This is a genomic window from Kocuria sp. LUK, from assembly GCF_021012935.1.
In the GTDB taxonomy this organism is placed as follows: domain Bacteria; phylum Actinomycetota; class Actinomycetes; order Actinomycetales; family Micrococcaceae; genus Kocuria; species Kocuria flava.
On sequence record NZ_JAJMZI010000003.1, the window covers coordinates 282,578 to 307,298 of the forward strand.

At 66.4% G+C, this 24,721-nt stretch carries 17 protein-coding genes, 6 pseudogenes and 1 other annotated feature; of the genes and pseudogenes, 11 read left to right on the top strand and 12 right to left on the bottom strand.

Annotated features, from left to right (window positions below; all coding sequences use genetic code 11):
- Window positions 1-17 precede the first annotated feature (17 nt).
- From LQU92_RS06910 to LQU92_RS06925, 4 genes are all read right to left on the bottom strand, one after another.
- The gene (locus LQU92_RS06910) at window positions 18-476 is read right to left on the bottom strand and encodes a DUF4383 domain-containing protein (protein WP_230779290.1); all 459 of its coding nucleotides are present in this window, start codon (window positions 474-476) and stop codon (window positions 18-20) included.
- Window positions 477-685: 209 nt separating this feature from the next.
- Window positions 686-1,990, bottom strand: coding sequence for a Na+/H+ antiporter NhaA (gene nhaA, locus LQU92_RS06915; protein ID WP_308071596.1), 1,305 nt, complete (start codon window positions 1,988-1,990; stop codon window positions 686-688).
- Between the two features lie 123 nt (window positions 1,991-2,113).
- Window positions 2,114-3,538, bottom strand: coding sequence for a carboxylesterase family protein (locus LQU92_RS06920; protein WP_230779292.1), 1,425 nt, complete (start codon window positions 3,536-3,538; stop codon window positions 2,114-2,116).
- Between the two features lie 5 nt (window positions 3,539-3,543).
- Window positions 3,544-4,044, bottom strand: coding sequence for a DUF2505 domain-containing protein (locus LQU92_RS06925; RefSeq protein ID WP_230779295.1), 501 nt, complete (start codon window positions 4,042-4,044; stop codon window positions 3,544-3,546).
- A gap of 146 nt (window positions 4,045-4,190) precedes the next feature.
- Between LQU92_RS06925 and mfd the strand changes: the two genes are divergently transcribed.
- Window positions 4,191-7,904 (top strand): transcription-repair coupling factor, encoded by a 3,714-nt coding sequence (gene mfd, locus LQU92_RS06930; protein ID WP_230779298.1) that lies wholly within the window; start codon window positions 4,191-4,193, stop codon window positions 7,902-7,904.
- Between the two features lie 211 nt (window positions 7,905-8,115).
- Here the strand turns inward: mfd and LQU92_RS06935 are convergent, their stop codons facing one another.
- The 3 genes and pseudogenes from LQU92_RS06935 to LQU92_RS06945 form a co-directional block, all read right to left on the bottom strand.
- Window positions 8,116-8,553: a hypothetical protein gene (locus LQU92_RS06935; protein WP_230779301.1), complete on the bottom strand. Its 438-nt coding sequence runs from the start codon at window positions 8,551-8,553 to the stop codon at window positions 8,116-8,118.
- A gap of 274 nt (window positions 8,554-8,827) precedes the next feature.
- Window positions 8,828-9,268 carry a hypothetical protein gene (locus LQU92_RS06940; protein ID WP_230779304.1) on the bottom strand — a complete coding sequence of 147 codons (441 nt, stop codon included), beginning with the start codon at window positions 9,266-9,268 and terminating at the stop codon, window positions 8,828-8,830.
- Window positions 9,269-9,526: 258 nt separating this feature from the next.
- Window positions 9,527-10,694 (bottom strand): annotated as a pseudogene (locus LQU92_RS06945) (IS3 family transposase).
- A gap of 112 nt (window positions 10,695-10,806) precedes the next feature.
- Here LQU92_RS06945 and LQU92_RS06950 point away from each other — a divergent pair.
- The 10 genes and pseudogenes from LQU92_RS06950 to LQU92_RS06990 all read left to right on the top strand — a co-directional run.
- Window positions 10,807-10,989 (top strand): annotated as a pseudogene (locus tag LQU92_RS06950) (integrase core domain-containing protein); the annotation flags it as partial.
- Between the two features lie 57 nt (window positions 10,990-11,046).
- Window positions 11,047-11,937, top strand: a complete 891-nt coding sequence (locus LQU92_RS06955; protein WP_230779307.1) for a family 16 glycosylhydrolase — start codon at window positions 11,047-11,049, stop codon at window positions 11,935-11,937.
- A 196-nt stretch (window positions 11,938-12,133) separates the two neighbouring features.
- A pseudogene (locus LQU92_RS06960) lies at window positions 12,134-12,402 on the top strand (transposase); the annotation flags it as partial.
- 407 nt (window positions 12,403-12,809) lie between these two features.
- Window positions 12,810-13,149: pseudogene (locus tag LQU92_RS06965) on the top strand (IS3 family transposase); the annotation flags it as partial.
- Window positions 13,150-13,201: 52 nt separating this feature from the next.
- Window positions 13,202-13,522, top strand: a complete 321-nt coding sequence (locus LQU92_RS06970) for a transposase (protein WP_374229656.1) — start codon at window positions 13,202-13,204, stop codon at window positions 13,520-13,522.
- Window positions 13,480-13,608, top strand: a sequence feature (AL1L pseudoknot). Its footprint overlaps the gene before it by 43 nt.
- The gene (locus LQU92_RS15385) at window positions 13,522-13,707 is read left to right on the top strand and encodes a hypothetical protein (protein ID WP_374229657.1); all 186 of its coding nucleotides are present in this window, start codon (window positions 13,522-13,524) and stop codon (window positions 13,705-13,707) included. (Overlaps the previous feature by 87 nt.) Before LQU92_RS06970 ends, LQU92_RS15385 begins: the two co-directional genes overlap by 1 nt.
- Before the next feature lie 83 nt (window positions 13,708-13,790).
- Window positions 13,791-15,067: pseudogene (locus tag LQU92_RS06975) on the top strand (ISL3 family transposase).
- Between the two features lie 38 nt (window positions 15,068-15,105).
- Window positions 15,106-15,576 carry an IS3 family transposase gene (locus LQU92_RS06980; RefSeq protein WP_230779310.1) on the top strand — a complete coding sequence of 157 codons (471 nt, stop codon included), beginning with the start codon at window positions 15,106-15,108 and terminating at the stop codon, window positions 15,574-15,576.
- 268 nt (window positions 15,577-15,844) lie between these two features.
- Complete coding sequence (locus LQU92_RS06985; RefSeq protein ID WP_230779314.1) at window positions 15,845-16,927, top strand: IS110 family transposase; 1,083 nt, start codon at window positions 15,845-15,847, stop codon at window positions 16,925-16,927.
- A gap of 16 nt (window positions 16,928-16,943) precedes the next feature.
- Window positions 16,944-17,273 (top strand): annotated as a pseudogene (locus tag LQU92_RS06990) (integrase core domain-containing protein); the annotation flags it as partial.
- A gap of 800 nt (window positions 17,274-18,073) precedes the next feature.
- Here the strand turns inward: LQU92_RS06990 and LQU92_RS06995 are convergent.
- From LQU92_RS06995 to LQU92_RS07015, 5 genes are all read right to left on the bottom strand, one after another.
- On the bottom strand, window positions 18,074-19,777 hold the full coding sequence (locus LQU92_RS06995; RefSeq protein WP_230779316.1) for a hypothetical protein: 1,704 nt from the start codon (window positions 19,775-19,777) through the stop codon (window positions 18,074-18,076).
- Window positions 19,778-19,863: 86 nt separating this feature from the next.
- Window positions 19,864-20,592, bottom strand: coding sequence for a phosphotransferase (locus LQU92_RS07000; protein ID WP_230779319.1), 729 nt, complete (start codon window positions 20,590-20,592; stop codon window positions 19,864-19,866).
- Between the two features lie 446 nt (window positions 20,593-21,038).
- Entirely contained in the window at window positions 21,039-22,394 is a 1,356-nt protein-coding gene (locus LQU92_RS07005) for a glycosyltransferase family 2 protein (protein WP_230779322.1), read from the bottom strand.
- A complete protein-coding gene (locus LQU92_RS07010) occupies window positions 22,391-23,368 on the bottom strand; it encodes a polysaccharide deacetylase family protein (RefSeq protein WP_230779632.1) in 978 nt (325 codons plus the stop codon). The genes LQU92_RS07005 and LQU92_RS07010 overlap by 4 nt, the downstream gene beginning before the upstream one ends.
- 477 nt (window positions 23,369-23,845) lie before the next feature.
- Window positions 23,846-24,718 (bottom strand): hypothetical protein, encoded by an 873-nt coding sequence (locus tag LQU92_RS07015; protein ID WP_230779325.1) that lies wholly within the window; start codon window positions 24,716-24,718, stop codon window positions 23,846-23,848.
- Window positions 24,719-24,721 lie beyond the last annotated feature (3 nt).

Genomic DNA, 24,721 nt, shown 5'->3' on the forward strand with positions numbered 1-24,721 from the left:
GCGCGCGGGCGGGGTGATCAGAGCCGGGTCGTGCCGGCGGCCCGGTCGCGGCCGCGCAGGAAGGACAGGGCCACCATGGTCAGTCCCAGCAGCAGGTGCAGCCAGTCGTCGGCGGAGTTCACGGGCACGAAGTTCGCCGTGGACTCCTTGTCGATCAGCAGCCCGTAGAGCCACAGGAGCAGGTAGACGGCCCCGCCCCAGCGCAGGAAGGCCCGCGCTCCTCCGGCCGAGCGGGCCAGGGCGAGGCCCGCGATGCCGTAGAGCAGGTGCACGAGGTTGTGCAGGATCGAGACCTGGAAGACGCCGAGCAGCATCGCCTCGGAGGTGTGGCCTGCGAACTGCAGGGAGTCGTAGCCGGCGGTGATGCCGGGGACGAAGCCCAGGACGCCTACGAGCAGGAACACGACCCCGTAGAGCAGGGCCGCGTTCTGGACGGGCAAGCGGTGGGTGGTGCGGTCGGTGGCCGGAGTGGTCATGGTCCTTCCCCTCCTCGGAGCGGCCGGGCCGTCAGTGCGGATCGCCACGTGGACCGACCCGGCACTGTCCACGCTAGCCACCCTCGCCGGCAGGGAGAAGTGCTCCGGTCAGATGACGCCCCGGGCAGGCCGGTCACCGCGAACCACCCGGGTCCGGACGGCCGCCCCGGAGCACTGCTCCGGGGCGGCCGTCCGCGTGCCGTGCCGTGTCAGCTCGCGGCGTCCAGCTTGTCCACCGCCACGCCCTGGGCGCGCAGCTTCTTGTAGTGGGCGTTGCGCACCGACAGCAGTGTCCCGCCGATGACCGCGGCGATCGCCGAGCCGGTGAGGATGCCGACCTTGGCGTGCTCGTTGTGCGGGCTGCCGATGCCGAAGCTCAGCTCGGCCACGAGCAGGGAGACCGTGAAGCCGACGCCGGCGACCAGGCTCAGCGCACCGAGGTCGAACCACGAGTAGTCGTCGTCCTTGGCGGCCGGGGTGAAGCGGTCCATCAGCCAGGACGCCGAGAAGATGCCGATGGTCTTGCCGAGGACCAGGCCCAGCACGATGCCGATGGCCACCGGGTCGGTCAGGGACTCGGTGACGCCCTCGAGCCCGCCCACGGCCACGCCGGCGGCGAAGAACGCGAACACCGGGATCGCCAGGCCGTTGGACAGCGGCCGGAAGCGGTGCTCCAGGGCCGGGGCGAGGCCGAGCCGGGGGTCCTCCTGGCGGATCACCCGCGGGGTGACCTTCTTGACCGGGACCACGAAGCCGAGCAGCACGCCGGCGATGGTCGCGTGGATGCCGGCCTCGAGGACGAACAGCCAGGTGATGACGCCGATCGGCAGGAGGATCACCCAGGCGGCCCAGTGGTGCTGCATGAAGAACTCGGGGAACTTCTGGGCCAGGAACGCGTAGATCCCCAGCGGGACCAGGGCGAGGGCGAGGTAGAGCAGCTTGAGGTCGTCGGTGTAGACGAAGGCGATGATGACGATCGCGATGAGGTCGTCGACCACGGCCAGGGTGAGCAGGAAGGTCCGCATCGCCACGGGCAGGGCGGAGCCCACGACGGCGAGCACGGAGACGGCGAAGGCGATGTCCGTGGCGGTGGGGATGGCCCAGCCGGTCATGGTGGACGGGTCGCCGTCATTGATCGTGTTGACCGCCACGTAGATCAGGGCGGGGACGACCACCCCGCCGAACGCGGCGACCACGGGCAGCAGGGCCTTGCGGATGTTGCGCAGCTCTCCGTCGACGAACTCGGTCTTCAGCTCCAGGCCGACGAGGAAGAAGAAGATCGCGAGCAGACCCTCGGAGGCCCACTCGCCCACCGTGTGGTCCAGACCGGGGAAGTCGATGCCGATGTGGGTGTCGCGCAGCGCGAAGTAGGTGTCCGCCCACGGCGAGTTGGCGAACACCAGCGCCGCGAGCATCGCGGTCAGCAGCAGCACGCCGCCCACCAGGTCCTTGCGCAGGAAGCTGCCCAGGCCGCGCCCGTGCTCCTCGGTCTCGTCGGTCGGAGCTGCTGCCACCGTGGTCTCCTCTTCGTCGTGGATCGGGAACCCGCACCGTCGTCGGGGAACCCGCACAGTCTAGGCCCCGTGACGCGCGTCATCCCACGCGGGGAACCTGTGCTCCGGAGGACGTGAGCGGGGTCACGGCACCGGGGACGGGGTCCTCCCGAGGTCGGAGCGGCGGCGCGGCGACCGCTGGAGGACGGGTGTCCGGCGCCGGGTGCGGCGCGGCCGGACGCGCCGCCAGCGCAGCACACCGGGGATCCCGCCCCGCTCGGGCAGGCCGTCGCCGCGGGCGAAGTCGGCCCACACCGCCCGCAGGGCGCGCCCGGCCTCCTCCACCCGGGACCACTCGGTGCCGCGCAGCAGCTCGGCCCCGGCCCAGGTGCGCTCGTCGCCGAGCAGCAGGGGCAGGTCCACCGTGTGGGTGCTGCCCCACGCGTTGTCGGGGCCCCAGGTGAGCACGTAGCGCCAGGCCCGTCCGCCGGCGCGGGCGTGCCGGGCGGCGAACGCGGTGCCCGCCGCGGCGTAGACGCTGCGGGTGACCACGGCATTGAGGGCCCGGTCCAGGAGCGGGCCGAGGACGGGCACGCGCACGGCGCGCCCGGCGAGCGGCTGGACGGGGTAGAAGAACCGGGCCTCGTGGGTGGTGTGCCCGATGAGGACGTCGACGCCGGGGGCCGCGGCGTCCCACGCCGCCGTCACCTCCTCCTCGGCGGGCAGCGGGCAGTGGCCGTACTGGGTGCCGAAGGGCATGAACCGGCGCAGCCCGAGCCCGGTCGCCGCGGCGACGACCCCGGCCTCCTCGGCCAGCACCTCCTCGGTGCCCGAGGTCCGGTCCACCCGGCCGGCGGCGGCGTTCATCGCCGCGGTCATCGGGGCCCGGCCGGTGCGGATGCCCAGCGGGGCGCTCTGCAGGATCACCCGTTCCACGAGCTCCTGCCCGCCGGCGGCCAGCAGGTGCGCCACGGCGTCCCCGCCGGCGGACTGGCCGAAGGCCGTGACGCAGCCCGGATTCCCGCCGAAGGCCGCGATGTTGCGCCGCACCCAGCGCAGCGCGGCGAGCAGGTCCAGCAGCGCCAGGTTCGCGGGGCGCTCCCCGCCGTCGCCCAGACACCCGAAGAGCCCGAGCCGGTAGGTCACGGCGACGACCACGACGTCCTGCTCGGCCACCAGCCGGGCCGGGTCCAGGCCGGGCGAGTCCCCGGCCCCGGCGGCGTAGGAGCCGCCGTGCACCCACACCAGCACCGGGAAGCCGTGCTCGGGCGGGGTCGTGCGGGGGAGGGTGACCGACAGCCGCTGGCAGTCCTCGTCCGTGGGCAGCCCGCCGAGCACGGGACCGAGCATCCGGTCGAGGAACGGCGAGGGCTGCTGCGGGCACGCCGGGGACGGCGCGGTCGCGTCGAGGACCTCGGCGTGGTCCGGGGCCGGCACGGGCGCCTCGAAGCGGCCCGCCCGGGCGTACGGGATGCCGGTGGCCCGCAGGACGGCGCCGTCGGCAAACCCGCGGACCGGTCCGCACGGCGGGTCGAAGCGGGGCCTGGCCGCGGTGGGGGACGCGTCCACCGGGCTCAGGCCCGGTCGGCCAGCCAGGCCTGCGCCTCCTGCGACTGCAGGGAGATCGCCTTGGAGACGAACGGCTCGGCGGCGGCGGCGATCTGCTTGCCCACGAACGGGATGTTGGCCTGCACCACGCACTCCACGTGCACCTCGGTGTGCTCGCCCTGCGGGCTCAGCCGCTGGGTCGCCGTGCCCGAGACGGGCAGGGACGCGACCTGGATCTCGGTGGACACCACGCGCACGCCCTCGGCGTCCGGGTCGGCGTAGCGGTCCACCTGGGTGACCCGCACCGAGCTGCCCACGAACTTGCGCGCCATCTCCGGCAGCTTCGCCGCGTCCATCGCGCGCACCGTGGTCACGGTGAACCGGGCCTCGACGTCGCCGTCGACGTCCACCGACTCGAGGGTCGCCCCCGCGCGGTGGGTGACGTGGCGGATGAACCCCTCGTCGCGGAAGGTCACCACGACCTGCTCGACGGACGCGGGAACGGTGGTGGAGGCGGTGACGGCCATGGGAACTCCTGGGATCGGGCGATCGGGTCCTCCCATGGTAGGGCCGGGCGCCCGTCCGCCCCCGGGAGTAAGCTGGGGGCCGCGCCCGCCGGGAACCACGGCCCGCGCCCCACCGCTCCCGTCCCGCACCAGGAGACCGCGCACCCATGACCCTGTCCGGACTGCTCGACGCCCTCTCGGCGGAGCGCTCCTTCGCGAACATCCGCACCCAGGCCGCCCTCCCGCCCGGCGAGCGCAGCCCCGAGACGGTCATCAGCGCCCCGGACGGGATGCGTGCCGTGCTCACGGCGCAGATCCGCCGCGCGCTCGACGACGCCCCCGCTCCCGCCGAGGGCCAGTCCCCGCCGGTGGTGCTGGCCGTGACCGCCACGGGCCGGGAGTCCGAGGACCTCGCCGCCGCGCTCGCCGCCTACGTCCCGGCCCAGGAGATCGCCGAGTTCCCGGCCTGGGAGACGCTGCCGCACGAGCGGCTCTCCCCGCGCTCGGACACCGTGGGCCGGCGCCTCGAGGTGCTGCGCCGCCTGGCCCACCCCGACGCCGGCGGCCCGCTGCGGGTGCTCACCGCCCCGGTGCGCTCCGTGCTGCAGCCGGTGGTCGAGGGCCTGGGGGAGATGGCGCCCGTGCGATTCGTGCGCGGGGAGGAGCTCGACTTCGACGACGCCGTGGCCGCGCTCGCCCAGGCCGCCTACGCCCGGGTGGACATGGTGACCCGCCGCGGGGAGTTCGCCGTGCGCGGCGGCATCATCGACGTCTTCTCCCCGGTGGCCGACCACCCCGTGCGCATCGAGTTCTTCGGCGACGAGGTCGAGGAGCTGCGCTGGTTCGCCGTGGCCGACCAGCGGACCCTCACCACGGGGGACCACCCCGACTCCCTCACCGCCCCGCCGTGCCGCGAGGTGCTCATCACCTCCTCGGTGATGTCGCGCGCAGCACGGTTGCGGGACAGGCTGCCCGGGGCCGAGTCGATGCTCGAGCGGATCGCCGGCGGGATCTACGTGGAGGGCATGGAGTCGCTGGCCCCGCTGCTCGTCGACGGCATGGTCCCGGTGCTGCAGCTGCTGCCGCCGGGCTCGATCGTCGTCGTCGTGGAGCCCGAGAAGGTGCGGGCGCGCGCCCACGACCTCGTGGCCACCAACGAGGAGTTCCTCCTCGCCGCGTGGGACTCCGCCTCGGACGGGACGTCCGCGCCCCTCGACCTCACCTCCGCGCAGGCCGCGGGCGACGACGAGGGCCGCACCCTGGCCGCCGGCTCCTTCCAGACCCTGGGCGAGGCCCGGGCCACCGCGCTCGGGCACGGCACGGCGTGGTGGTCGCTCACCGCGCTGAACCTGGCCCTGGCCTCGGCCGCCGACGTCGACGCCGACACCTCCGACGAGGCCGTGGCCCTGCTCGACTCCGAGGCCGACTCCCTGACCGTCGCCGCCCGCGAGCCCCACGGCTTCGCCGGGGACGTCGAGGCGATGCTCGAGTTCCTGGGCAAGCGCGTGGCCGACGGGTGGCGGGTCGTCGCCGTGACCGAGGGCCCGGGTCCGCTCGCGCGCATCGCCGAGCTGCTGCACGAGGCCGGGGTGCCGGCCGCCCGCAAGGACTCCCTCGACGAGGCCCCGCAGCCCGGGATCGTGGAGCTGACTACGGCGGTGGCAGGCAAGGGCTTCGCCCTCGACGCCCTGGACCTGGCCTTCCTCACCGAGGCCGACCTGCTCGGGAAGGCCAGCCCCTACACGACCAAGGACATGCGCAGGCTGCCCGTGCGGCGCAAGCGCAACGCGGTGGACCCGCTCGCGCTGTCCCAGGGCGACTTCGTGGTCCACGAGCAGCACGGCATCGGGCAGTTCGTGGAGCTCATCCAGCGGCCCATCGCCGGGGCGGTCACCAAGCCGGGCCAGCCCAAGCCGGTGCGAGAGTACCTCGTGCTCGAGTACGCCCCGTCCAAGCGCAACGGCCCCCGCGACCGCCTGTTCGTGCCCACCGACCAGCTCGACCAGGTCACCACCTACGTGGGCGGGGAGACCCCGGCACTGTCCAAGATGGGCGGGGCCGACTGGAACAAGACCAAGCGCGCCGCGAAGAAGGCCGTCAAGGACATCGCCAACGAGCTCATCCGGCTCTACTCCGCCCGGATGGCCTCCCGCGGCCACGCCTTCGACCCCGACACCCCGTGGCAGCGGGAGCTGGAGGAGGCCTTCCCCTACATCGAGACCCCCGACCAGCTGACCACCATCAACGAGGTCAAGGCCGACATGGAGCGGGAGATCCCCATGGACCGGCTGATCTCCGGGGACGTGGGATACGGCAAGACCGAGGTCGCCGTGCGCGCGGCGTTCAAGGCCGTCCAGGACGGCAAGCAGGTCGCGGTGCTCGTGCCCACGACCCTGCTCGCCCAGCAGCACACCGAGACCTTCACCGAGCGCTTCTCCGGCTTCCCCGTGCGCCTGGCCACCCTCTCCCGCTTCCAGACCGCCAAGGAGACCAAGGCGACGCTGGCCGGGCTCAGGGACGGGTCGATCGACGTGGTCATCGGCACCCACCGGCTGCTGTCGAAGGAGGTCGTCTTCAAGGACCTCGGGCTCGTGGTCATCGACGAGGAGCAGCGCTTCGGCGTCGAGCACAAGGAGAAGCTCAAGGCGATGCGCACCAACGTGGACGTCCTGGCGATGTCCGCGACCCCCATCCCGCGCACCCTGGAGATGTCGCTGACCGGCATCCGCGAAACCTCGACCCTGGCCACCCCGCCCGAGGAGCGCCACCCGGTGCTCACCTACGTGGGCGCCTACACCGACAAGCAGGTCTCGGCCGCCGTGCGCCGCGAGCTCATGCGCGAGGGCCAGGTCTTCTACATCCACAACCGGGTCTCCTCGATCGAGCGCAAGGCCAAGGAGATCGCCGAGCTCGTGCCCGAGGCCCGCATCGCCGTGGCCCACGGGCAGATGTCCGAGTCCCGGCTCGAGCAGATCATCGTGGACTTCTGGGAGAAGAAGTTCGACGTCCTCATCTGCACCACCATCGTGGAGACCGGTCTGGACATCGCCAACGCCAACACCCTCATCGTCGACGGCGCCGACCGCTACGGGCTCTCCCAGCTGCACCAGCTGCGCGGGCGCGTGGGCCGCGGCCGCGAGCGGGCCTACGCCTACTTCCTCTACCCGGCCGAGAAGCCGCTGTCCGAGACCGCCCTCGAGCGGCTCAAGGCCGTGGCCGCCCACAACGAGCTCGGCGCCGGCATGCAGCTGGCCATGAAGGACCTCGAGATCCGCGGCGCCGGCAACCTGCTCGGCGGCGAGCAGTCCGGGCACATCGCCGGGGTCGGCTTCGACATGTACCTGCGCCTGGTCGGGGAGGCCGTGGCCGAGTACCGCGGCGAGGAGGACGAGCGGCCCGCCGAGATGAAGATCGAGCTGCCCGTCAACGCCTACCTGCCCCACGACTACGTGCCGGGGGAGCGGCTGCGCCTGGAGGCCTACCGCAACCTCGCCAACGCCGCCACGGACGAGGCGATCCAGGAGGTCGCCGACGAGCTCGCCGACCGCTACGGCGAGCTGCCCGAGCCCGTGCAGAACCTGCTCGAGGTCGCCCGCTTCCGCGTGGTCGCCCGCGCCGCCGGGCTCACCGACGTCGGGGCGATGGGGAGCATGATCCGCTTCGCCCCCGCCGACCTGCCCGAGTCGCGGCGGATGCGCCTGACCCGCCTCTACCCGGGCGCGCAGGTCAAGACCGTGCCCGGCACCGAGACCGCCCAGGTGCTCATCCCCAAGCCCAAGACCGCCCGGATCGGCGGCAAGGACCTCGTGGACCGGGAGATCCTGGAGTGGGCCCGCGGCGTGGTCGAGGCGGTCTTCGCGAAGGAGCCGGCGGCGGCCTGAGCCGCCGCCGGGCCGGCGCGGCCGGGCCTGTGCACCAGCAGGCCGAGCCGTGGCCGGACCGGGCGTCCGGAGCGGTGCACGACCATTCCGGGCGGCTGCGGCTCCGGTCCGGGTCGTCGTCCGTCCCGGATGCCGTCCGTTCCGATCCTGCACACGACGAAGGGCTCCTCCCGCAGCGGGAGGAGCCCTTCGTCGTTCGCGTCGCTGCGGACTACTGCACGGCCTTGCCGTACTTGTCGTCGCCGTGAGCGCGCGCGGTGAGCGCGTCGCGGGTGCGGGCGTCCTGCGGGCCCTGCGGGAACTCGGCGGCGATCGGCTGGTAGCCCGGAACCTCCGTGGAGGGAGGGACGTCCATGGCGAGGGTGCGCCCGCCCTCGGCGCGCTTGGCGGTGGAGCTGCTCATGAGCGAGACGGGGATGAGCAGGGCCAGGGCGTAGAGCAGCAGGCCGATGATCCACACGGTGGGGCTGGTGGGGTAGGAGGCGAAGGCCCAGAAGCTGCCGATCATCACGGCCATGGCCAGCACGAGGAAGATGAGGTTGTTGACCGTCCGGCCCTGGCCCGAGTACGAGCGGACGGTGGCGCCGGAGCGCCGACCGGTCGCGGCGTCCGTGGACGTGCTGGTGGACGAGGGAGCGCGGTCGGACATGAGAGGTCACCCTTCTGGCGGTACTGGCGGTGGGCAGCGGCCGGTGCGGCTGCCGTGGCGGTTCGGACCCAGTCTAGTCGCACCCACCGACCCGGGGTTCCCGGGCGTCCGTCGCCTCGAGCCTCTCGCCGCGCTCACGGTCTCCGCTCCGTGCCGAGATCTCCGGGCCGGTCGGCGCCGTGCGCGCGGTCCGTCCCGCGCCGTTGCCCCGACGACGGACGGCTCCCCGCCCGGCAACAGGGGAGGGGAGTCGTCCGTCGTCGGGCGGGTGCGCCTACTGGGTGGTGCGGCCCAGGGCGTCGTCGCCGTGCTCGGCGCGGACCTCGGCGTCGCGGCGTGCCGGGTCGCGCGGGGCCTGGCCCAGCTGGGCGGCCTTGGGCTCGTCGCCGGGGACCTCGGTGGTCGGCGGGACGTCCATGGCGAGGGTGCGCCCGCCCTCGGCGCGCTTGGCGGTGGAGCTGCTCATGAGCGAGACGGGGATGAGCAGGGCCAGGGCGTAGAGCAGCAGGCCGATGATCCACACGGTGGGGCTGTTGGGGTAGGAGGCGAAGGCCCAGAAGCTGCCGATCATCACGGCCATGGCCAGGACGAGGAAGATGAGGTTGTTGACCGTCCGGCCCTGGCCCGAGTACGAGCGGACGGTGGCGCCGCCGCGGCGGCCGCTAGGCGTCGCCTCCGCCGCGGTGCTGGTGGACGACTGGGCTTGGTTGGCCATGGATCCAATCCTTCTGACGATGGGAGCGGCCGGCCGGGGCGGCCGCAGGACGTTCCGGGCCAGTCTAATCGCTCGAGTGTGGCCGGTGAGGGTGCACCACAGAGGACGGGACACGACGCACAATGTGTCAGACGTGCGAGGCGCGGCTCAGGACGGCTGTCGCTGATGGGTGAGTAAGCGAAGGAAAAGCTGACGGGACTGCCGCACCGATAGGTGACAGGTTGACCTGACCCACGGTTTGGTTTCCAGTCGCGGTGGCTAGCTTCCAGCGGTGGTGAGTGCCTGTGGCGTTCGAGCGAGGTCGTATTCGTGCGGAGTGGCGTACCCGAGGGCAGAGTGTCGGCGGCGTCGGTTGTAGAACACCTCGATGTACTCGAAGATCGCGTTCGCCAGTTCGATCCGGGTCTTCCACTTCTTGCGGTTGGGGAGTTCGATCTGCATCGTCGACCAGAAGGATTCCATCATGGCATTGTCGAGGCCGTCGCCGACCGTGCCGAAGGAGGGCAGCAGTCCGGCCGAGCGGATCTTCTGGGTGAACACCCACGAGGTGAACTGGACTCCGTGGTCGGCGTGGACGATGCCGCCGGCGCCGGGTTTCCGGGCCCGGATGGCCATGTCCAGGGCGTTGATGACCAGGGTGGAGTCCTGCTTGGAGTCGATGGCTCAGCCGATGATCTTGCGGCTGCAGGCGTCCAGCACCGCCGCGTAGTAGACCTTGACCTCGCGGGTGGGGTGTTCGGTGATGTCCGTGACCCATAGTTCGTTCAGCGCCAGGCGGTGGAACTTCCGGTTGACGAGGTCGTCAGCGGTCGCCACGCCGCGCAGGCGCTTGATCCGTGCCGGTCCGGGCAGTCCGCCGATGCTGGCCCGTGTCATCAGCGCGGAGATGAGCCGGCTGGAGCAGGGGATGCCCATGCCGATGGTGAGTTCTGCGTGGATGCGGCGGTAGCCGTAGGTGCCCCGAGAGGCCACGTGGATCTCCCGGATCAGCCCGGTAAGCCAGCGTCGGCGCAGTTCCGTGGCGCTGGTCGGGCGTCTTCGGTACCGGTAGTAGCCCTGGCGGGAGACGCCCAGGAGGCGGCAGCAGGTGTGGACCGGGGCCCCGGCGTCGACGGGACGGTCGATCACCGGGTGCGCCCTTTTGGGGGGGGTCTCCCTCCTCCTCGTCGAGCCAGGTGGCGGCGCGGCGGATGATCGCGAGCTCCTGCTCGAGCTGGCGGATGCGGCCACGGGCCGCCCGCAGCTCAGCCGATTCCTGGGTACTGCGTCCGGGCCGGCGGCCCTGATCGATGTCGTCCTGGCGCAGCCAGGAATGCAGCGTGACGGGGTGAATACCGAGATCAGCCGCGGTCTGCTTGACCTGACGGCCCTCACGCACGAGAGCGATCGCTCGTGCACGGAACTCCGGTGGGTAAGGGCGGGGCATAGCGGTGAGCCTTCCATGAAGGCCTTCGACTAGCGACCGCCACTGGAAACCAAACCGTAGGTCAGGTCAACCTGTCACCTATCGGTGCGGCAGTCCCGAGTGCATCCGCCCGGGCCCGTTCGTGAAGGCACCGCTGAAGACCGTCAGCGATGTCGAGTACGCCACGATGGCCTGGGTGGACTGGTACAACACCCGTCGGCTGCACTCCAGCCTCGGCAACGTCCCGCCGGCCGAGTTCGAGGCCGCCCACTACGATCAGATCACTGCGCCCCGGCCGGAGGCGCAGCCCGTATGACAACGGCAGAGAACCGGTGACGGTTCAGGATGCGTTCGCCGGAGCTAGCATCGGATGATGAGAACGAAGAGGGAATTCCGTTGGGTAACCGTGGCCGGACTCATCATCGTTGGATCGTTGTTGGCAGGATGCTCCTCCTCTGACATCGGCACAACGACAGGAGACGTCCGGGTATGGCCAGCAGATGACCCAGGAGTTGGAAGCCATCCCGGTCCGAATCCGAAGCAAGGGATCCTGCTGGACGATGGTTTCGATGGGAATACGCTCGGAGCCTCTACTTGGAATACGTGTCATTGGTGGCAGGATCGCGGTTGTACAATCGTCACAAACAATGAGCTCGAATGGTACCTTCCTGAGCAGGTGCAGGTTTCCGATGGGGCTCTACACATGACTGCCGAGCGCAGCGAGATTTCGGCCTCCAACGGCAGGGATTATGACTTCGCCTCCGGCATGGTGACAACTGGACCACCAGCCCATGACATGCCGTCCAAACTTCAATTCACTTACGGCAAAGTCGAGGTCAGGTTTCAGGTACCTTCAGGGCGTGGCCTATGGCCGGCAATCTGGCTCCTTCCTGCAAGCGAGGACTCGCGGCCAGAAATAGACATGTTAGAAGTAACCGGTGAGGATACGGGCCGCCTGATTATGCACTTGCATCCAAAAGACAGGTCAGCGCCGCCCATTAGGAAGGATTATTTCCTCCCGGAAGGGCGATCTCTGGCTGACGGTTGGCATACCATCTCCCTGGACTGGTCCCCCAACAAATTGACCTATCTCCTCGACGGAAAGCAAGTATGGCAAGTATTAGGCAAGCAGGTGCCGGATGAGCCGATGTACTTGGTGATGAACTTGGCCGTCGGGGGAAGTTATCCGGGAAATCCAGATAAGAACACCACGTTCCCGGCGGTCTTTAAGATTGACCGTGTCAGAATTCTAGGAAATAGCTGACTATGGAATGAGGTTGACTGCCCGTTACATTTATTCAGTCTCCGAAGGCTGGGGATATGGTAGTAGGAACCGGCATGGCTTTCTTGCCCTGTCATTGATGATCCGGGGGAGTTGTCGCCGGTTTCGGAGGCGCTTGTTGACCGCTGATAGGTACAAGGCCGGGCAGGGATGGCTTAGGTCTCTTGGGAGCGCCAACGTGGACGAAGGATTCGATGATTACTGCGGGCTGGATGTCACCAAGTCCGAACACCACGCCACGGCGCTGCGCAACGGCTGTTCGGCAAGCCGCTGCCACAGGATGAAGCCAACCTGAGGGAATTGATCAGCGCGCTTCAGTAGCACGGAAAAGTGTTGCGGGTGGTGGACCAGCCGAACACGATCGGTGCCCTGCCGGTGGCCGTGGCCCTGGACTGCGGCTGCCAAGTGATTTACCTTCCCGGCATGGCCATGCGCAAGGCAGCGGATCCGCTCCCGGGCTAGTCCAAAGCGGAGAGGGTGTTTCATTGGCGAGTACGGTCTTCGGGTACTGCCACCTTGAACTCTTTATGGGCTCATCGCGATCAAGAGCGTAGTTGGGGTCTGAATCCTTCGGTTTCGAGTATCGACCTGACGATGTAGTTGGGACTGCCCCGAGTTTGGCTGACTCATGGGGTTGACGGTTTTTAGGCGGCTCGGAGGCCGTGATTGATGGTCTCAAACTCGACCGGTGTGAGGCGACCGAGACGCTGTTGGCGGCACCGGCGGTGGTAGGACTTCTCGATCCAGGTCACGATCACCAGGCGCAGTTCATCGCGGGTGGACCAGCGTCGCCGATCCAGGACGTGACCCCCAGGTTTGATGCCGCATCTTTTCCGGTCAGGAAGGATGTTGTCATGCCGAAGAACTTCGAACCCGCGATCAAGGAGCGGGCCGTGCGGATGGTGCTCGAGCAGCTCCCGGAGTACGCCTCGCTCAGCCAGGCCTGCGCGGCCGTGGGAGCGAGCCTGGGCGAGGGGAAGGAGACCCTGCGGACCGGGGTGCGCAAGGCCCAGATCGACGCCGGGCAACGCGAGGGCCTCACTACCGCCGAGGACGAGGAGATCAAACGCCTCAAGGCCGAAAACCGCCGGCTGCGCGAGGACGTGGCGATCCTGAAAGCGGCCACGACTTTCTTCGCGGGGAACTCGACCCCCGCAAACGCTGATCATGGGCTTCATCGACCAGATGAGGGCCTGTCCCGTGACGGGTCTGTTGGAGACTTTCATTCCACGGAAGGATGAGAGTCATGGGAGCACCGAGGAAGTACCCCGACGAGCTGCGTGAGCGCGCAACCCGGATGGCGGTAGAGGCCCGGAGAGACCCGGCGACGAAGGCCGGGGCGCTGGCCCGGATCGGGCAGCAGCTGGGGATCAATCCGGAGACGCTGCGCAACTGGGTCAGACAGGCCGAGGTCGATGAGGGATACCGGCCGGGGACCACCACCGATGATGCCCAGCGGATGGCCGAGCTGGAGAAGGAAGTCAGGGAGCTCCGCAGGGCCAACGCCATTCTGCGCTCGGCCTCGGCTTTCTTCGCGGCGGAGCTCGACCGCCCACACAACAGGTAGTGGCCTACATCGACGCCCACCGGGGTGAGTTCGGGGTCGAGCCGATCTGCCGGGTCCTCCGGGACGCCGGAGTGCAGATCGCCCCGAGCACCTACTACGCGGCCAAGACCCGCCCGCCCTCGGCGCGGTCGGTCAGCGACGCGGCCACGACCGCGGTCATCGCCAAAGTGGCTCTTCCACTTTGAGCGTGGTGCCCCGGCAGAAAGGGGGCTCGTAGCCCTGCGAGCATAGGTGTTGTCGAGACATCAATGCGGGAGGACTACGAGCCTTGTCCCAGAGTACGTGCGCGCCCGATGCGGCGTCGATCCTGTTCAATCTCGAGGGCCACCAGGTGGTGTCCGTCGAACGCACCCCGAGCGGGCGCCGAGTGCTCATCGAGCCGATCGCGGTCGAGGCGGCCTGCCCGGACTGCGGGGTGCTCTCGAGTCGGATCCAGGCGAGGCCCGTGCACCGGGTGAAGGACGTGTCCTGCGGCGGGGAGTTGGTGGCCGTGCGGGTGCGCAAGCGGCGCCTGCGCTGCCCGGAGGGTGCTTGCCCCCGGGTGTCGTTCACGCAGACCACCGAGCAGATCCCGCTGCGGGCCAGGCTGACGACCCGGCTGGTAGCCAGCCTCGCCCAGGCCGCCTCCTGCGAGCTGCGGGCAGTGACGGGACTGGCCGCGGCTGGGCAGGTCTCCTGGACCACAGTCATGCGCATCCTGGGGCCACCGCACGGGTGGACGGGGACATCGACCGGCGTCTGGTGCGCCGGCTGGGCATCGACGAGCACCGCTTCCGCACGGTGCGCTACCTGGCTGATGAGACCGGCCGGATCAAGCGCGTGGAGCCGTGGTCGATCGTGTTCACCGACCTGGACACCGGCACGATCCTCGACATCGTCGACGGCCACCGCGGAGCCACCGTCCGCCGGTGGCTGGCCGCACGACCCCGCTGGTGGCGAGCCCGAGTTCAGCTGGTGGCTATCGACATGTCCGCTGAATTCCGCGCCGCCGTACGCTTCGCGCTGCCCAGGGCGGTGATCACCGTGGATCACTTCCACGTCGTGGCCCGGGCCAACCAGATGATCACCGAGGTGCGCCGACGGCGCAGTCAAACCCTGCACGGGAGGCGTGGGCGCAACTCTGATCCGGCCTACCGGTACCGGAAGCTGCTGACCTGCAACCAGGAGAACCTCTCGGTGGCCCAGCGTGGGCGACTTGCCGAGATCGTCGAGGCCGACCTGGAGCTCGGGGTGGTGTGGGGCATCAAGGAGCACGTGCGGCAGCTGCTGCGCACCACGGACACGGCCGGCTTCCAGCGGGCCTGGGCCGAGCTGGAGCACGCGGTGAAGGCCACCAGGATGGTCGAGGCCAAGTCGCTGTTCGCGACCCTGAAGGCCTGGCGCAGGCCGCTGTTGACGTTCTGCCGCACCCGGGTGACCAACGCCCGTAGCGAGGCGGCGAACCTGACGGCGAAGAACATCAAGTGCATCGGCCGCGGGTACACCAATCACGCCAACTATCGCACCCGGATACTGTTGTACACGGCCGCCCGAAAGGCCGGCTGAACACCTGCCACCACGCTCAAAGTGGAAGAGCCGCCAAAGTGCATGCGGAGAACTACGGGGTGTACGGGGTGACCAAGGTGCACGCCGAGCTGCGCCGGAACGGCCACCGAGTGGCCCGGTGCACGGTGCACCGGCTCATGAGGGCGGCAGGTCTGCGCGGGATCACCCGAGCCAAGGGGCCACGCACCACGGTGGCCGGCACCGGCCCGGACACCCGGCCGGACCTGGTAGAGCGGTCCTTCACCGCCGCCGCCCCGGACCGGCTCTGGGTCGCGGACATCACCTACTGCCGCACATTCGCCGGATGGGTCTATGCCGCCTTCGTCATCGACGTGTTCTCCCGACGGGTGGTGGGGTGGCAGCTGTCGACCTCGCTGCGCACGGACCTGGCTCTGGACGCCCTCGAGATGGGGTTGTGGACCCGATCCCACGACGGCCATGACACCAGCGGAGTCGTACATCATTCGGATAGTAAGACTGTGAGGGCCAGGTGTTCCCGGGCGTCCTGACCCTCACAGCGATCGACCCCGTGGGGCTACCGTGGTGTCGGAGGTGCTTTCGCAGCATCCTGACCCGCACTCCGATCGACCCCAGCTCGGTGTCATTCCTCGGACTTGTCGGTTGCTCGGGAGCACCTCCGGCGAGGCCCATCGGTCTCGCCGGGACCACGTGACCCAAGAAGGGCCTGACGGGAATCCGTCTCATTACTGTCGTGTCCGGGTGTCTGGTTCGGCCGAGGGCAACCAACTGTTGCTGCTCGGTCCCAGGAGGCCTGTGATGAAAGACCCCACCAGTTCCTCGTCCCCTGTCGTGATCGGTGGGGTCGACACCCACAAAGACCTGCACATGGCCGCGGTCGTCGATGTCCACGACACCGTGATCGCCACCCAGGCGTTCTCCACCACCCGGGCCGGCTACCGGTCCCTGCTGCGCTGGATGCGCTCCTACGGGGACATCGCTCGGATCGGGGTGGAGTGCTCCGGCTCCTACGGGGCCGGGCTGCTGCGCCACCTCGAGAACGCCGGGATCGAGGTCCTGGAAGTCACCACCGGTGACCACTCCGACCGGCGCCGGCGCGGCAAGGACGACACCATCGACGCACAGAACGCCGCCCATGCCGCCTTCGCCCGCCGGCGCACCGTGACCCCGCGGGCACGCGACGGGATGGTCGAGTCCCTGCGCGTGCTCAAGGTTGCCCGCAAGTCCGCCATCCACGCCCGGCGCACCGCCCTGCAGCTGATCCAGATGCAGATCGTCTCCGCCCCGGACGAGCTGCGGGACCAGCTGCGCAATCTCACCCGGATGCAGCTGATCCGCACCCTGGCCGCCTGGCGCCCGGACGCCACCGGGTTCCGGGATCCGGTGGTGGCCACCCGGATCGCGCTGAAGTCCATGGCCCGGCGCTATCTGGAACTTCACGATGAGATCGCCGACCTCGAGCAGCTCATGCACGCCCTGGTCGAGGAGCTCGCCCCAGACTTGCTCACCCGCCCGGGCATCGGTTACGAGGCCGCGGCACAGCTGCTGATCACCGCCGGGGACAACCCCGACAGGCTCACCAGCGAGGCCTCCTTCGCGATGCTCTGCGGGGTCGCCCCGTTGCCGGCGTCCTCGGGCAAGACCACCCGGCACCGGCTCAACCGTGGCGGGGACCGCTCCGCCAATAGTGCTCTGCACATGATCGCGGTCGTGCGCTGGCGCCTGGACCCGGTGACGAAGGCCTACGTGGCCCGGAAGAAGGCCGAGGGCCACTCCAACCCGGAGATCCTTAGGTGCCTCAAGCGCTACATCGCCCGAGAGGTGTACTACCTCCTGCGCAACCAACAACGCCAAGCCGGACAAACCCTCATCGCCGCTTGACTCATAGAAGGGCGTCAAAGGCGTGCAGTACGTCGCCGTGCGCTACACCCAACGCCTGGCAGAAGCGGGGGCGGTGGCTTCGGTGGGCTCCACCGGCGATTCATATGACAACGCCCTCGCCGAGGCCTTCAACTCGCTGTTCAAGGCCGAGCTGATCCGCAACAGGGGGCCCTGGAAGAACATCGACGACCTGGAGATTGCGGTGGCCGAGTACGTCGACTGGTTCAACCACCGCCGACTGCACGGAGAGATCGGCCTAGTGCCACCGGCCGAGTACGAGGACGCCTACTATCGTCACCCCACCGCCCCGGCGACCGCCGAAGCGGCACTACCGAGCCTCCACTGAACCCGTCACGGGACAGCCTGCCGAAACCCAGTGCGTCCATGAAGCCGGTAACGACATTGACTCCGGCGTGGGAGATCAGCGACTGGCCACTGAAACTAACGGGAACCGCCGGGAAAACGAGGGAAGAGAGGTGCATCGAAAAGGTGCTCCTTCACGGCCGGGATAAATTGGCTTATACACCACTATTTTCCCTTGTCGGAGCACCTTTTCGTCTCCTAACACGCCCTTCAACGGCCACCCGATAAAACCATAGGGCTAATGAACGTGAAAGTGTGCCACGCTCCATGTCTTCCCGGCATACGAGACACAGCTAGACCTGTAAGAGAGCGAGCCTCCTCGCTGGCGATGAAGCTATTCTGCCGATACGGGGAGATCCGACTACGAACGATGGAATTCATCCGCGGGGGTTTTCCGCTGTCCGAGGTGCTTCCGTTGGCCGGGACGCTGAACGAGACGGTATTTAAATTCCTTTCGAAAGGGCGCAACGCCGGGTATGGGCGCGAATCCTCCTAATGTGATGAGAACGAGAATAATAAGTCCTGCGAGAGATGACCATAAGCCGCTAACAGCCAGCGCGGTACCCACCAATACTGAAGCGCACAAACTGAGAACGACGGTCATCGCCAGTGTGTCACCGCGATCCTTGAGCTGCATTCGATGGGCCCAGCCGTAGCCTGGCGCCAGTAGGCAGAAGGCGGCCATGAGAATCAGCCGTACCTCTGTCACGGCAACAGCAAGAATGCAAAGCAATGCAAAAACAGCGACCGCTGCTGCCAAGGTCCACGCGTTTCGTCCACGCATCATTGTGCTCCTGATTCTGCCAGAGTGAACACCACGGCGTCGGGCGTTTCAAAGGCGATACGGAAACTATTGCTGTGACGCAACGCGAACTCGATCCGCTCAAGGCTTCCCTCCGGCATCGACAAGGTGTCCACCGCGGGGGTTTGTCCCCGGCTGAGGAGCACGTAGGCATCGGTGTATTGCGGGTCATTAAGCCACTCCGCCAATTTTCCCGCAGGGTCTGCCAGCAGTTGCACAAATAAATCACCTGGTTCGCGATTGATGGGGACATAGGTGAACTTCTCGTAATCGAGAAAGCGCGACGGGTAATTGGTGCTGCCCTCTACGAGCAATGACCCCGGATGTGCGTGGGCACCCACCCAAGTTGCCGCTTGTACTTCTGCGGGAGTGAAGTAGTTCTGGCGTTCCTTACCGTAGTAACCCAGGAGAAATCCCGGTACGACCAGGACAGCAGTGACGGAGGCAGCGAGCAGACTGAGCGGCGGGAAAACAGGAGAACTTCGGGGTAGGCAGGCGTCAGCCGCGAGGAAGGCGATGAACGGCGCCGCGAACAAAAAGGCGCGGAAGAGAACCTCACCGCCAAAGCCAGTCGTTAAGACCAGCAGGGTGGGCAGGATCATGAGCACTGTTGCGGTCACCCGCAGATCTCGCCCGTGCATTCGACGTCCAAGTCCCAGGAGCGCGACGGCTGAGGCCACGATCACGGTGAAACGCCCGCCCCATACCACCAGCAACGCTGCGCCGCTCAATTTCGCCGCTTTGTCGAGGGTTTGACCGGCGTTGCCCACTGGGTCACCCAATTCCGTGACCAGCTCCTGCACGTTCGTCATCGTGTAGTCGCGTGCACCTGTCAGAGCCCATGTCGCCACGAGGGCAAACGCGACAAGCGGGAGGTCCCAGCCCCGAGCGCGGCGAGTCGCGACCAAGGCGCTGACGGCGAAGAGCATCATCAGGGGCGTGATTTGGTGGCTGACAGCGAGCGTCGCGACGATTATGGCGAAGGGCGCGATGTGCGTGCGATCGGTCGAGTGCCGGATGAGTAGACCGATCAGTCCGAGATACAGCACGAAGGCCAGCGCTTGCGGGGAGAAGTACTCCTGTCCGACCCAGTTGATCAGGAAGAAGAACAACAGCCCGAGCCAGACCAGGGACCGGTTACGGGTCATGCCGCGGAAAACGTAGCGCAGGACCAGCAGGTTCATTAGGTTGAATGCTAGGGGCGCCCAGCCAGCGATCTGGAGAGCGTTTGGTTGTTCGGTCAATGAGGTAAGCAGGGCACTGCCCGCGAAGAAGCCCGGCCAATTGTGATAGATCTGCCCGACGTCGATGCTGGTATCCACGGAGCCGGTGCGAAGAATGTAATCAACGATGCCAACGTGCTTGTATGCCCAGGAATAGCGAAGAGTCCCGTATAGCAGCGGCGGCGTGGCATGTATCAGGGCAATGTAGGTGACGAGGTAGGTGCCCAGCACCCATCCCGGACGAGCCCGGTAAAGACTGTGAAGGAAACCGCCGATGAGTAGCACGAGGGCGCTAACGATGGCCACGTTGAACAGGGACAGCAAGCCTAGTGCGTCCATATTCCGGGGGTCCGCATCCAGGAATCCAAAGATCCACAGAAGAACGGCCGCGAAAGGGACTACGAGGAACACCAAATTGCGCCGCAACGTGACGAAACGAATTCGACCGCTCGGCGTCGCCACGGCCCACCCGTCCCCCGGCGCGGTCAGTGGCAATGGGGAACCCACCGCGGGTGTCTGCGCCGTTGTAGTGTGTTCGACTGGCACCTTCATTGCGGCGTCCCCCTCGGTGACTGGAACTCTTTTCCGTCGAACAGCTGGACCACGGGGGAAACATTGGGCGCGACCCACATAAGTCCCATCCTATTGGGCGATGCCCGGGTCAATCCTGCCGAAACGTGCCAAAGCCACGTCAGCAGAATGATGTGTTCAGTTTTTACGTCTGCGTTGGCCAGCGTCGCGCCGAGGCCAGACAATCCTGAACGAACAGCCTCGGGATTGGCCAGGGCCTCCACAACGATGGCACCGAGTTCTCCGGGTTGGTTCGTAAGCCACCAGTGCACCAGGTCAGTATCCGGAATCCCCCAGGGGGTCGCGTTTTCCCAGTCAATGATGCCGCTGATCCTCGGGCCCTCAGGCGTGATTGTTGTGAGCACGTTCCCCCAGTAGTTGCCGTGAACCAAAGCCGTTTGCATCCGGCGCCCGCCTAGTCCCCGTCGGAGTTCTCGCGCAATCCGCTCTAGATTACGCGCGGTACTGGGGCGCCGGTACGAGCGACGTATGACGTCCACCGGCTGATCGACCCACAGGTTCAAGAGATCCTCGTCCACAACGCGCGACGCGCCCGTCGTATTGTGGACCCGGCCGATGGATCGGGCACCTTCCAGGACGTCGTTGGACCCGTGCAACCACTCCTTCGCCGCCTCATCCGGCCATGCCTCACGGGCGCGTGCCAGCACCATCTGCACCCGCTCCTGCTTGGCGACCTCGGTGTCCATGGAACCAGTGTGACCGGTAGCCCTTGCGGGCGCTACGGTATTTGCTCATTCCGGCATGACAGGGTGTAAAACGCCAAACCGCGTCAGTGGGACGCGCCACGGTGGAGCGGTGGCGGTTAAAAGCGGGTGTCGCATTGCTCGGACATGGACAGCACCGTTCCGCGCCCCGGGCACGTGACCTCGGGGATCGGAATCCGCTTCGACGCGTTGCACTCATCTCGGCTCAGCAACGCGCCGGACTCCCGCAAGGGTGTCGGTCGCGCCTTTGGCGGGACGATCGCGCCGAAGTGCCGATAGCAATTGAGCCGTTCCTAGCGTGCGAGCCATTCCACGACTTTGGGCTCTTGTGTGGGTGGAAGGCAGATCCTGGGGAGCCAGGCGCTGGGGCCGGGGCCGACCATCTCGGACTTCGGGACTGCTGCACCGATATGTGACAGGTTAGGGTGTCACCTACTCGTGCGGCAGTCACCATTGGCTGCGTCTTTCCTGCTTATGCTGTCGGCACTGCGGACCGCCCGACGGCTACGGAAGTACGCAAAGGGTCCTACAAGCAATCCAGCCAACTCAAGCAACGTGAGACTTCTTGGATAAGTGCTGGTCTTGGCTTTGTTCTTTCGCGACTTCGGCCCAAGAATATGTAGCACTCCTGCTGGCAGGCGTCGTGCGACTTCTACTGCAATGCCACGATCTTCCATTACCCATTTGGTCACTGTTGCGCTGAGGCCAATCCCATACCGATACATCTGACGGCGCAGCGCGTCATACGAGCGACGATGTCGGTGCCACATGAGCGCGCTCGGGACGTAAACGAGGGTGTAGCCAGCCGTAACAGTGCGGCGGAGGACGTCGATGTCTTCTCCGCCCCAAGCTGGAGTGCCCGCCCCCAAATGGTTGGTGAAGCCGCCGATCTCGTCGATGCAAGCGCGCCTGAAGGCGATATTCGCGCCCGAGCCGAACCGTCCGGAATCGTATGGATAGAGAGGCCCAGGACGACGGTGATCGGTCATGTTGAACACTTCGGTCGCAAAACCCTTGTTGAACCCGCCGAACTGCTCCAGCAATTCCTGTGCTGGCGTTTCCAATTCCGCAGGAATGATCGCACCGGTGACGCAGCCCACATTCGGCGCTAGGTTGAACGCTTCTACGATTTTGGTGATCCAAAGGCGATCGACAATCACATCATCATCCGTGAACACGATAATATCTCCTCGCGCGACTTCCAACCCTTTGTTGCGAGCGCGTGACAAGCCTCGCCGACGTTCTAAAACGTGCCGAACCCGACTATCTTTGGAGAATCGCTGCGCAACCTTGGCGGCAAGCGGTTCGGGTGAATCGGAGTTGTCGACGATGATGATGTCGAGGCTCTCGTGCGCACCCTCCAATACTCGTGCAGCAGTGGCCATAGCTGCCTCGTCGTTTTGAAGTGTGGAAATGACTACACTGACGAGGACCTGTTCGTGGGCCACCACGTTCTCTGCAGACCATTGCGCGTACGTCTTCAGATCTGCCGAGCTCGACGGAGCAGGTAAGTGCGCTTTGGCGAAAAGATCAATCAGGTTCTCCCGGAAATCAACCCATGCGCGGGTGCGAACCATCTCGACAATTGACGCGTCATCGTCTGTGGTAACACCTTCAAGCTCGACAAATCCAATCGGAGTATCGGCCACTCGGACCAGGGCTCGAATGCGCGAATAGGCCGCTAGCGGGCGTTCACTCGGCGCTGGTACTTCTACCCTGTTCGTGCCCAAGTCTACCGACAGCACCCGTGCGGGAAGGAAATGGGAAAAGTGGGTGATGCTCATTGGTATTCCGATCCTGGTCGTCGTCGCAGTATTGCTTTGCCGCGGCGATAGTCGCGCCAAAGTTTCGTTTTCAGCGACTCGCCTTGGGTTTCTATAGGTGCCTCAGAACCACGAAGCCAATTGCGAAAGGTGCCCAACGAATGATGCGATTGAAGCATCAAACGGGCAACATTGAACGGGTCATTATTTGAATGGGTGAACGCATTCCGAACCCCGGCCGCGTTGTCGTAGCCTGCGTCTCTGGTGAAGCGCCGTACCCGAGGACCGTTGTATCCGTGCGGATAGGCGAAGCTGCGCACGCCAACGCCTAGTGCGTCTTCCAGAAGCGCCTTGGGTAGATATGTTTCTCGGCGAAGTTGCGCCGCAGTGAGCGTATCCATCTGGGGATGGCTGTGGCTATGGGCACCAATTTCGATGCCACTCGCTACGAGCTCGGGAAGTTGTGCCCAATCGAGCATTGGGTCGGCTGGGCCGGGTTCCTTGTGATGTAGCTTGCTGCCAGCCAGAAAGCCGGTGGTCAAATACGTTGTCGCCGCATAGGCATGCGACTGCAACGCTGGCAGGGCGTTGTCTGCAAAGTCCTTATAACCGTCATCGAAAGTAATTACTGCGGTTCGAGGAGAAACGGTGCCAGCGGCCAGTGAATCGAGCAACTGACTGAAAGTGACGCAAGTGTATTGCTCTTCCCTTAAGATGCCAAGGTGCTGTTCGAAGACCTGTGGTGTCACGGCGAAGGGCGCAATCAAACGCCCAGGGTTTTCTGTAACGGCATGGTAAAGCAGAACTGGAATGAGTTGTGGGCTCAATTTCTCTCCTATCCCAAGTGCATTTGGTGAACTGCGACGAGTTCCTGGGTGCTGAATCGACGCCATGTTCCAGGACAGGCCCTCGTGCCCTCGTAGCGTCTGCTCTCGACGAAGTCCGGCAATGACGTAGCCGGTGCCTCCGGCGACTGATCTGATTCCGCCGACCATGACGTGCACGATCCACCTCGCGACCCCATCATCAAAAACCTGGCGATAACTACCGTGGTGGCCAGGCACACTGCTACGACGGCCCTCCTGCGAAGCGGCCGGCTCGCGGGGGCCCATGGGCTCCTAGGGACCGAAGCAATTGAGGCGGCTTCGAGTAGGGGCGACGATAGGATGCACACCAGAAGCGTGTACGGGCTGTTCAAGATTAAGTTGTCCATATTGCCCTCTCCCATGTGACCCATAGAAGTGCGATTACTGCCGTTTGGACGCCTAATACAGCCACGGGGTCGAAGGCCTCGACGATCATAAGAAATTGGCTGATTACTGTAACTCCGGCCAGGCCTCCACATGCAATGATGACAAGGCGATAGGCCGTCTCTGCGCACCAGAAACCGATGACGATCAAACCCAGCCCCGTGCTGAAGAGGGCGAATAAACCCACCAGCCACAGGGTCCAACCACCGGAAGCGTTCGACGTCAGCAACGCCGTCGCCAGAAGCCCGTACTCGGCCCACCAGACGGATTCAGCTTGGCTCTCTGCAGACCAACTGCCAGCACCCCGGTATAAGGGGTCTTACTAATGGCGGGCGTGTAGCGAAAACCGCGCGGTGTCGCACCGTGCAAGAAGATTGGAGGATTGACTAGCGATCGTAACACCGTGGCGAGGACGCACAGACAAAGAAGTATCGCTCCGGCCTGAGGCGCGAAGTAGTCTTGTCCAACCCAGTTCGTGAAGCTGAAGAACATCGACGCCAGCCAAGTGGTGCGCCAGGAGGCGAAGAGGCGGCTGGCAATCACGTGGAATGGAACTAGATAGGCCAGCTGGAAGTATACCGGCGCCCAACGCAAGACGGGTTCCGGGACTCCTTCACTACTGCCGCCGAAGACGGCGGCAGCTCCTGTGAAGAACGCAGGCCAGCTAAAACAGGCACCCGCTTCCGTCGCCACCTTGTTGGTCGTCATGACCCACTCCGTGTAGCCAGCGTGCAACCATGCCGTCGGGAATTTGGCCACGCCCTCAAGCGCCGCGGCCGTTCCGTGGAGCACCACCGCGAGGACAACCACGTTCACACCCAACATCCACGTGTGCTCTTTGTCAGTCCTTATTAGGGCGACAAGCGCAACCACAGACGCTGCTACCGAGAAATAGAAGGTCGGTGGAACCGAATGGATGAGTTTTAGAGGCCCGAAAGCCCCGGTGGCGACGATCGCGGACACTACAAAGTGCGAGGTGGCCGCGGCCACCGACACGACTGTGCCAACCAAGATCGCCGGTCCCTTCGAGGGGACGCCCCGCCGGCGCACCGACTGCGGCACTTCATTGACCGTCGAATTCGTTGTGCTTTGCATAGG